The sequence below is a fragment of the Promineifilum sp. (SeqCode) genome (assembly GCF_041918635.1).
Lineage (GTDB): Bacteria > Chloroflexota > Anaerolineae > Promineifilales > Promineifilaceae > Promineifilum.
Genome location: NZ_JAYRVJ010000678.1, coordinates 1 through 5476, shown reverse-complemented (window position 1 = coordinate 5476; position 5476 = coordinate 1). Strand labels below are relative to the sequence as shown.

Sequence of the window (5476 nt, the reverse complement as noted above, 5' to 3'; positions counted from 1 at the left end):
GCGGTCCTGGCCCATCCCGAGCTTCAGGAGGTGCGGCGAATGCTCCTGGCAACCCGCGACGCGCACACGTTGTACGCGCAGTTCGGCTTCCGGCCGCTGGATAGCCCAGACCGATTTATGGCACGCCAAGCGCCTTAGAATAAGAAGAATCCGCAGATCACACAGATTTGCTGATGAACTCTTGGCCGCGTGGATTTTGCCGATCAGAGTGCGGGCTGGGGCAACCCCTGGGCAAGTTGGCGGACGCCGAGCATCAGGCTGTTGCGAACGCTGGCGCCGAGCCGGGTCAACGTGGCGGTGCAGCGCCAGACATCCCAGAAGAACTGCTCGACGATGGCCTCGGCCGCTGCGCGGTCAAGGCCGACGAGCAAGGCGACGGCAAGCGCCTGGCGGGCGTAACGTTCGTAGAGGGCGTCGAAAGCGGCAGCATCCCGGCGGGCGATGAGGTCGACCAGCTTCTCATCGCTCAGTTGATCATAGCGCATGGTGACAGGATAGATCGCCTGCCACCCGGTCTCCAGACCAAACGCTGTTCAATCCCTGTCCATTTGGAGTGGGCGCGGCTCTCAGCGCCCCGTCCGGCCGGAGTTCCTGGAGACAAACTCGTTGCCCGCCACCCACCAGCGCCACGGCAGCGACAGCCACGGCTCGGGCGTGGTGTTCAGGCCAATGCGCGGGCCGGTGCGCACCCGGTCGTCGGGGATGGTTTGGTCAGGCTCGATCCACAGCCCGCCGGCAGTCGTCGTCAGGTCGGTCGTGTTCATGTCGCCGGTGATACCCAGGGCCAGCACCAGTTTGGCCGGCCCGCTTGTCCACTCCAACGGGCCGCGCCCCGGCCGGCGGGCGGCCATCTCGTCCAGCCCTTCCAGCGGCTCGATAGCCCGGATGAGCACGGCCGCCGGGGTGTCTTCTGGCTCGGTGACGACGTTGAGCATCCAGTAGTTGCCGTAGGTGAAGTAGATGTAGGCGCGGCCGGGCGGGCCATACATCGGCTCGTTGCGGCGCGTCCTCTTGCGGCGGCCGTGGGAGGCCAGGTCGTCGAGACCAGTGTAGGCTTCCGTCTCGACGATGCGCCCGCTGAGCCGCTGACCGTCCTGCAAGATACGCACCAGCCGCGCGCCGAGCAGGTCGCGGGCGACGGTCAGGGTGGATTGGGCGTAGAAGGAGGGAGGAAAGGGATTGGTCACAATGAGAAGCGTATCATTGGGCAGACTGGAACTTACGCCATGGACGCTCAAAACGCTCTATGAGCTCATCGGTCTCAAGCCACTCCGCAAATAATCTCAGCCAGCGACGGATGTAAACGAGATCAAGCTGTGAGCCCTGTCGAATGATCACGCCCTCGATATCGCGTAAATCTTGAGCGCGTCCGGCGACAGCTTTGTGAAGGATCAGGTCCTCCGCCGAACATAGCCGAACCGATTTCCCAGGCCGCGTCGTCATTCGCACTCACAACAATCCTCTGGTACGCGATTCTGTCGAACGCCTGTCGTACAGCTAATTTCGTTTGGAGACGCCACTCTTCAAGACGCCGGAGTCCTTCTTGTTCTGACGCCTTCAGCCCAGTCACCCATTGCTGATGAAGGTTAACAAGTTGCGCGTAAATAGCTCGCGACTCTTCGGCGGTCGTTGCGCGCAGCCGTTCAATCCGTTCGCGTTCCATATGTTCGGCCGCGATGGCATACCCCGCCAGCGTTTCGCGGATCGCCTGCTTGTTCAGCGCGCGCAGATCGTTTCGCTCACTCATTTGGCCGCGGCCCAGACCTCGTCTACCGGCGCGCCGAAACCGGGGAGCAGGGCCGACGTGGCGACTTGCCCCGCGCCGAAGCGGCCGTGCTCTGCATACTCAGCCCCTTCCAATCGAAGGACGATGATCACCTTCTCGTCGGGGTCCACGATCCAGTATTCGGGGACGCCGGCCTGGGCGTAGTCATAGCGTTTGTGGACGAGATCTCGTTCACGATCGGACGGGCTGCCGCTGACAACTTCCATAACCAGGTCGGCGCCATGGGGGTACTTGCCCTGAGCTTCCTCAACCCGTGGCGTCGAGACGTAGAAAACATCCGGTTCGCGATACTGTTGAGACCCAAGTCGCACCGGAACCGGCGCGACGTAGACCTTGCCCAACCGGCGCTTGACGACATAGGCTTTCAGTAGTTCGAAGAGGAATTGCAGGATATCTTGATGAGCCATTGTGGGCATCGGTGGAAACTCCAGATAACCATCCGCATACTCGACCAGACGACCGGTGTCGAGGGCCAAGTAATCCTCGATGGTCCATCGGCCTTGGCTGGGGAACAGGCGCGCCAATTCCCAGACCGGCTCGCCGGCTTTTGGCTTTTTAGAGCGAATCATCCCTTTTCTCTCAGTGTGCATTGTCCATCACTCGGCGAGAGGGCTGGAGTTGGTGAAGCGGCTGAACCGCGTCTGGAGATCGGCGACAATGCTGCGAATTTCCTGCATATCTGTATCGCTGACATACGCGGCTAGCTCGCTCAAGATCGCTTCAACATCCGGGCGATAGGCGTAGAGCAGGGTGGCTACATCGTTTTCGTACAACCCAACGCGGGTAAAGTCGCCCTGGCGGTACAACGACGGAAGGGCGTAAAGCTTAAGCAAAATAAGTCCGGTGACCGTGGCCGTCTGGATCGTCTGTTCGGCGAACACTCGCGATGCGGCGTGCGCCAACTGCACCCGCGCAAAAAGCGGATTCTGAGTCAGAAGGATATCAATCTGTAGCCCTTCAAAATCGCCCCGCGCAAAATTGTCATTCTGCTGGTTCAGTTGGATTTCCGGCAAGCGCTCGAGGGACGATAAGGCCAAGATTAAGTCGATGTCCTGTGTGTTGCGCCCTTCGACGTATTGCAGCAGAGCAACCCCGCCTACCAGGGTGAAATCGATTTGTCGTTCGTTTAGCAGGACAAATAGGCGCGCTACGGTGTTCGCCAGGTTATCGCCGTTCATACGGGTTTTGTCCCAATTCTTGAAGTCGAAGACGACCCCATTGAGGATGACTTCGCCGATAGCCACGGGCGAGGTGTTCATGATGCGATTATACCATGCGCACGCCTACGCTGGTCAGACAGGTTGGCGGTGGGCCTATACTAATGGATCTGCACCGGGTCCTTAATCGCCCCCCGATCGAACAGATGCTCCTCATACCCTTCATCCAACCCTGCCGGCGCGGCGGTCTTCTCGATCTTGACCGCCGTATTCTTGTAATCGGGGATTTTGGCCCGCGCGTCAATGCGGTCGAGGGTCAGCAGGTTGGCCGCGGCCTCGGCGAAGTGGAAGGGCACGAAGATTGTGCCGCGCGGCGAGCGGGCGGTGACGAGGATGCGCAGAGTGATCGTCCCGCGCCGGGACGACACGTTTACCCAGTCGCCAGTGGTCAGCCCTAACTCGACCGCGTCCACGGGATTGAGCTCGCACACCGCCTCCGGGTAGGCGTCTTCCAGTCGCGAGCGGCCGGTCATGGTGCTGCCGCTCCAGTGGTAGAGGACGCGGCCGGTGCTCAGGTTGTACGGGTATTCGGCGTCGGGCTGCTCCGACTCCGTGCCGTACTGTACCTCCCAGAACTTGCCCTTGCCGCGCGGGAACTCCTCGGCGAACAGGAAGGGCGTGCCGGGGTGGTCGAAGCTGGGGCAGGGCCAGTGGACGCCCCCCTCGCGCTCCAGCCGGGCGTAGTCGATGCCCCAGAAGTCGGGCGTCACGCGGCGCATCTCCTCCCAGATGGCTTCCGGGTCGGCGTAGTCGAAGCCGGTCGACAGTTTGACGCCCACCCTTGCCTCAATGCGCCGGCCCAGGTCGGACAGGATGTCCCAGTCGGCGCGCGACTGCCCCACCGGCGGCACAGCCGTCCGGCAGCGCTGCACGCGCCGATCAGTGTTGGTGAAGGTTCCGTCCTTCTCGGCGAAGCTGGTGGCCGGCAGGATGACGTCGGCCATCTCGCCCGTCTCGTTGATGAAGATGTCCTGGCAGACCAGAAAGTCCAGTTGCTCCAGGGCGTGGCGGGCGTGGTTCTGATTGGGCTCGCTCATCATCGGGTTCTCGCCCAGGACGAACATGGCCCGCACCTCGCCGGTGTAGCAGGCGTCGCACATCTCGGTGGCTGTCAGGCCGGGGACGGGGTTGAGCGGCACGCCCCAGACTGATTCGAAGAGGCCGCGCACCTCGTCGCTATCCACGCGCTGGTAGGCGGTGAAGACATTGGGCAGCCCCCCGCTGTCGGAGCAGCCCTGGACGTTGTTCTGGCCGCGCAATGGGTTCAGCCCCGTGCCCGACTTGCCGACGTGGCCGCACATCAGGGCCAGGTTGACCAGCGACAAGGTATTGTCGGTGCCGTGGGTGCTCTGGCTGATGCCCATACCCCAGTAGATGGCGGCCCGCCCCGCGCCGGCGTAGATGCGCGCCGCCTCGCGGATGGACTCGGCCGGCACGCCGCTGACCGATTCGGCCCACTCCGGCGTGAATGATTCCAGCGACTCCAGATACTCGTTGAAGCCCTCCGTCCGCTCGGCGATGAAGTCGGGATCGTAGAGTTCCTCCTTGACGATGGTATGGGCCATGGCCTGGAAGACGGCCACGTCGCTGCCGGGGTTCTGCCGCAGCCAGAGCGTGGCGAAGTTGGTCATGTCGATGCGGCGCGGGTCGACGACGATGAGCTTCGCGCCATTCTGGCGCACGGCGCGTTTCAGGAAGTTGGAGATGACGGGGTGGGTCTCGGTGGTGTTGGAGCCGGTGACAATGAACGCTTCCAACCGTTCCATCTCGGCGATGGAGTTGGACATGGCGCTGGAGCCGATGGAGAGCTGGAGGCCGGTGACGGAGCCGGCGTGGCAGAGGCGGGCGCAGTGGTCGATGTTGTTCGTGCCGATCAGGGCACGAATGAGCTTTTGGAAGACGTAGTTGTCCTCGTTGGTGGCCTTGGCGCTGGCGTAGCTGGCGATGGCGTCGCCGCCGTGGGCGCGGGCGATGCGCACCAGTTCATCGGCTACCAGGTCGAGCGCCTCGTCCCACGTCGCCTCGCGCCAGACGGGCGGGGCGCTGCGCCCCTCGTGCCGGTTGGCGCGGATGAGCGGGGTCTTGACGCGGCCGGGGTGTTTGACATAATCCGTACCGAATCGCCCCTTGACGCACAGCATGCCGTGGTTCGGGGCGGCGTCGAACGGCGCTTCGACGGCGTAGATGTAGTTGTCTTTAACCTTCAAATGCATCTGGCAACCCACCCCGCAGTAGGGACATGTTGTGCGCACGATCTTGTCGGGGACGATCATCGGTACACTCCTTTTAACGAACGGGGCCTTAACGCAAGGGCGCTAAGGTGTGAATAGCTATGGCCTAGTGATGTCAAGGTCCTTGCATATCTTGAGCACCAGTGTGTCTTTAATTTCATTGTGACGTGGTACGGTTGACGTCTTGCTGCTATTCGGATTCCAGTAGACGGAATGCCTGCTGCCTTCACGTAACAATTCGC

7 protein-coding genes are annotated in these 5476 nt (G+C 62.2%); all 7 read right to left on the bottom strand.

Going from position 1 to position 5476, the window contains the following annotated elements:
* Positions 1-203 precede the first annotated feature (203 nt).
* Entirely contained in the window at positions 204-485 is a 282-nt protein-coding gene (locus tag ACE3UY_RS19900; protein ID WP_374689224.1) for a hypothetical protein, read from the bottom strand.
* Between the two features lie 81 nt (positions 486-566).
* On the bottom strand, positions 567-1187 hold the full coding sequence (locus tag ACE3UY_RS19895; protein WP_374689223.1) for a DNA-3-methyladenine glycosylase: 621 nt from the start codon (positions 1185-1187) through the stop codon (positions 567-569).
* Positions 1188-1309: 122 nt separating this feature from the next.
* A complete protein-coding gene (locus ACE3UY_RS19890) occupies positions 1310-1747 on the bottom strand; it encodes a hypothetical protein (RefSeq protein ID WP_374689222.1) in 438 nt (145 codons plus the stop codon).
* Positions 1744-2355 (bottom strand): Uma2 family endonuclease, encoded by a 612-nt coding sequence (locus ACE3UY_RS19885; protein ID WP_374689221.1) that lies wholly within the window; start codon positions 2353-2355, stop codon positions 1744-1746. Before ACE3UY_RS19885 ends, ACE3UY_RS19890 begins: the two co-directional genes overlap by 4 nt.
* 27 nt (positions 2356-2382) lie before the next feature.
* On the bottom strand, positions 2383-3045 hold the full coding sequence (locus ACE3UY_RS19880) for a hypothetical protein (protein ID WP_374689220.1): 663 nt from the start codon (positions 3043-3045) through the stop codon (positions 2383-2385).
* A 59-nt stretch (positions 3046-3104) separates the two neighbouring features.
* A complete protein-coding gene (gene fdhF, locus ACE3UY_RS19875) occupies positions 3105-5276 on the bottom strand; it encodes a formate dehydrogenase subunit alpha (protein WP_374689219.1) in 2172 nt (723 codons plus the stop codon).
* A 57-nt stretch (positions 5277-5333) separates the two neighbouring features.
* Positions 5334-5471 (bottom strand): type II toxin-antitoxin system HicA family toxin, encoded by a 138-nt coding sequence (locus ACE3UY_RS19870; RefSeq protein ID WP_374689225.1) that lies wholly within the window; start codon positions 5469-5471, stop codon positions 5334-5336.
* Between the last annotated feature and the right edge of the window lie 5 nt (positions 5472-5476).